4 protein-coding genes are annotated in these 3,401 nt (G+C 42.4%); 3 read left to right on the forward strand and 1 reads right to left on the reverse strand.

From position 1 onward, the window contains the following. The first annotated feature begins 185 nt into the window (after positions 1-185). The gene (locus IQ229_RS19200) at positions 186-1,805 is read left to right on the forward strand and encodes an ArnT family glycosyltransferase (RefSeq protein ID WP_194046482.1); all 1,620 of its coding nucleotides are present in this window, start codon (positions 186-188) and stop codon (positions 1,803-1,805) included. Between the two features lie 219 nt (positions 1,806-2,024). On the opposite strand, the gene IQ229_RS19205 is transcribed toward IQ229_RS19200, so the two are convergent. Beyond that, a complete protein-coding gene (locus IQ229_RS19205) occupies positions 2,025-2,411 on the reverse strand; it encodes a hypothetical protein (protein ID WP_194046484.1) in 387 nt (128 codons plus the stop codon). Positions 2,412-2,579: 168 nt separating this feature from the next. On the opposite strand from IQ229_RS19205, the gene IQ229_RS24610 reads away from it, so the two are divergent. Together IQ229_RS24610 and IQ229_RS19210 are read left to right on the forward strand one after the other, a co-directional pair. Then, a complete protein-coding gene (locus tag IQ229_RS24610) occupies positions 2,580-2,708 on the forward strand; it encodes a hypothetical protein (RefSeq protein WP_265582999.1) in 129 nt (42 codons plus the stop codon). Positions 2,709-2,887: 179 nt separating this feature from the next. After that, positions 2,888-3,401, forward strand: a 514-nt coding sequence (locus IQ229_RS19210; RefSeq protein WP_194046486.1) for a chloride channel protein, incomplete at its 3' end; no start/stop codon positions are given.

Consider the following 3,401-nt stretch of genomic DNA (forward strand, 5'->3'; position numbering starts at 1 on the left):
GGCTTAAAATGTTACTTAAATAACCAATATATTTTTTTGAAAAATAGCGCTAATTATAAAAAATTGAGTTAATCTTGGAAACTAGCAATTGTTAAAAACATACGTTGTTACTGGGTGGCAACATTGGAGATTCGCTAGATGTCTCTATGTAATCAAACCAGCAAGTAAAATGATTACCAGAGAATATGCAAGAAGGAAGCTTTATTTGGAGTCATCTGGAAAAACAGCATCGCACGGTTGGCAAATGGATTGATTGGGTATGGCTAATAGTATTGCTGTTGGCAGCAGTATTACTGTTTAGCATCAATCTGGGAGGGTTGCCGCTGCGAGATTGGGATGAAGGTACTGTGGCACAGGTTGCTCGTGAAATTTGGCACGCCCCAGCAAATTCAATGCGTTGGCTTTACCCAACGTTAGGAGGCGAACCATATCACAACAAGCCGCCTTTGATGCATTTGCTAATAGCTTGGGCTTATTCTCTAGGGGGCGAAAATGAATTGACAACGCGCCTACCTGGAGCAATTTTAACAGCAACATCTGTACCTTTACTGTATTGCATTGCTCGAGAGATATTTCGCCAACGCTGGGCTGCTATTTATAGCGCCTTGATTTACCTAACAATGCTACCCGTGGTACGTCATGGGCGGTTAGCAATGTTAGATGGGGCAATGGTAAGTTTTTTGATGGTGATGATGTTATGTGTTTTACGATCGCGCCGAGATTTACGTTATTGTCTTGGTGTTGGCATTAGCTTTGGGTTTATTTGTTTAACTCAAGGACTGCTAGGCGTATTATTAGGTGCGATCGCAATTGTATTTTTGTTTTGGGATACGCCACGATTGCTCACTTGTTACTATCTCTGGATCGCAATCTTAATTGGCATTCTACCTGTAGCTGGTTGGTATGGTGCCCAACTAATTCGCTATGGTTATACTTTCGCCCAAATTGGTATTGCCAACCCATCACTAGGCCGAATTGGCTCAGTTGTAGAAAGTAATTCTGAACCACCTTGGTACTATGTGATTGAACTTCTCAAATACACATGGCCGTGGTTATTATTCTTACCACAAACTGTCCGCTTAACCTGGGAAAATCGCAACCTTAGCTGGGCAAAACTAGTAATGGCGTGGAGTGGGGTTTATCTACTGGTAATTTCCTTCATGATTACCAAAGTTCCTTGGTATCTATTCCCGATTTACCCTAGTTTAGCTTTAGCTTTTGGTATCCAGTTATCAGAAACGGAAAATTCGCCTTTATTCTCATCTTATCCCCGTGCATGGGTTGCTGGTTTGGCAATACTTGCTGTGGCTGCTTCTGCTGGTAGTATTTATTTCAGTTCGGGTACAACACCAAAAACAGATTTACAGCTGATTTTTGCCGCAGTAGCTTTAACTATGACTTTAGCAGCTATTTTGGCAGAACGAGGCGACGGACAATTTCTGAAGATTTTGTTTTGGGGAAGTTATATTTCGCTACTGCTGTTAATGAAATCTAACTACTGGGTTTGGGAATTATCTGAAGCCTATCCAGTTAAACCAGTCGCCGCTATGATTGTACGGGCAAATCCAGCGACGAGGAAGATTTACACTTCTTTTCCCTATCATCGTCCCTCGTTGGATTATTATAGCGATCGCACCATCATTCCCGCTTCTGTTGGTGAACTGGAATATTATTGGCACTACAACGGCCAACCCTACTTCCTGCTTAATGTATCTGATTTCAACAATCTTCAACTAGAGTCGATGAAGCTAATTGACCAAGCTGAAGGTTGGAAATTAGTCACAAAAGATACTAATCGGCTGTAAATGTAACCTGGGGCATTGGGCATGGTTATTCTCCTTGTCCCCTTGTCCCCTTATCAGGAAAAATCAAATCATTACCCGGTGGGCGATCGCTCTTTAAGCGGACATACATAATATAAAACCGCGTCCTATTTGGGGTAAGTAAGACACGGTTTATCAGAGTATTTAGTTATAATATTACAAAAATCAAAGTAGAATTTGATTTATACCAAAGTAATCCATTTACTGAGATTTGTTTCCTGGTTCATTAACTTTCTCTGTTGTGGGAATAATTTGGCTATCATAGCTTGTCTTTTCTTGGGTCAAAGCGATCGCACCAAAGAAAATCGCACTACCTACAGCCAAGGCTACCATCGGACGCTTGAGTAGGATAAAATCTCTGAGAATCCTCGCTAAAGGTCGGCTTTGACGACGTAGCGATGAAGACATCATCAATTGTCTCCAAGTAAACGGATCGCGGACATAATGACCACTTTGGCAAACTACTAGCCTTTCCTGGCAATAGGGACAGCAAAACAAGCCCATGCGTGTTTTAACTGGTTTTGGCGTGGCGTTTCTTTGGCAAATTGGGCAAGTAACATAATGATTATCAAAAGTGTGTATATTCATTTACCTCATCCGCCTAGTCCATTTACTCGCTCTATAACAATAGCTATATTGAATTGGGGTCAATGTCCGATCTGACATCAGGCATCAATCATACATACATTCTATTACTACCAAGGATGCCTCAATAGTCGCAACACGAGTATAGCTAGATTTAAACAAGGATGACTCATGGTTCATGTTTACGGGTGTGTCCACCCAGTCGAAAAAACTTTGTTGTCTCTAGAAAAAATAGTGTTGGCGCTCGCTCGCACCCCATTAGCCGCAGCTACGCCCAACTTAGGCATCGCTGACCCCTAAGTAATAATTCTCTCTCATTTAACCATTCTGCCCACACAAATTTTGCACAATGACATTTTTAGCTAAAGCTTTGTAAGTTAAGCAAATAAAGTCTACTTGTCCGGTTGCTAAATAATGGCTCACAATGATAAATAACAGATAAAAATTTAAATTTTTTCTTACATTTACCCCGCCTCTCAATGACTCTCTTGCCTCCCACTCAACTGAGGAAGGTAACGGAACAACCTGCCTTTCCTACACCTTCCGCTCGTTTAGCTCACCTAATTAATCGTTTTCAACCATCCCCAGAAACAGTTGTGCTGTTTTTAGCCATGCTCATTGGCGGTGGTACTGGTATGGGTGTAGTCACCTTTCACTATTTAATCCAGTTGGTTCACCAGCTGATGCTGGAAAATTTAATGGGTCAAATTGGCGGCTGGGGTGCATGGACTTTAGCCTGCGTTCCCACCCTTGGCGGATTAATTGTTGGCTTGATGCGCTGGCGCACTCAAGATTTTGGCCCTGGACTTTCATCTCTCATCGCCGCCTCTCAGGGAACAGAGATTAGGCGACCACTAAGACCAGTTAGCAAAATGCTGGCCGCATCTGTTACTTTGGGGAGCGGTGCTTCTTTGGGGCCAGAAGGGCCGAGTGTCGAAATTGGCGCAAATTTTGGAATGTTGTTCTCTGTAATCCTCAATGTATCTCAGGAAC

The organism is Nostoc cf. edaphicum LEGE 07299, assembly GCF_015207245.1.
Classification (GTDB): domain Bacteria; phylum Cyanobacteriota; class Cyanobacteriia; order Cyanobacteriales; family Nostocaceae; genus Nostoc; species Nostoc edaphicum_B.